Below are 346 nucleotides of genomic sequence, written 5' to 3'. Positions count from 1 at the left end.
AGTGTAGGAGCAAGTCCACTCGTCAGATAGACTTCACCATTCAAACCACGTTTAGAGGGATTGATATTTCCTAGTCTTTCAAGATGAGCTGGGCTGTTTTCTCTTCTGAGAGGAAATATGAATCTGGGACGGTATCTTCTAGAATGTCCGATAATAAAGACCCGCTCTCTGTTTTGCGGGACTTGGAAGTCCTTACTGTTAAGCACCTGCCATTCGACATCATACCCCAATTCATCCAACGTGGAGAGGATTGTGGCGAACGTCCGTCCCTCGTCGTGATTGAGTAGGCCTTTGACGTTTTCCAAAAATAGAAAACGTGGTTGGATTTGTTTGGCCGCTCGAGCAA

1 protein-coding gene is annotated in these 346 nt (G+C 46.0%); it reads right to left on the bottom strand.

Annotation, left to right across the window (positions count from 1 at the left end; translation table 11 throughout):
• Positions 1-346 (bottom strand): DNA (cytosine-5-)-methyltransferase (dcm, locus tag SST111_RS10755; RefSeq protein ID WP_142350763.1); only part of this gene is annotated, 346 nt, incomplete at both ends.

Origin of the sequence: Streptococcus suis YS161, from assembly GCF_002760245.1 — a bacterium.
In the GTDB taxonomy this organism is placed as follows: Bacteria; Bacillota; Bacilli; order Lactobacillales; family Streptococcaceae; genus Streptococcus; species Streptococcus suis_I.
This window is presented reverse-complemented; position numbering and strand designations above follow the sequence as displayed.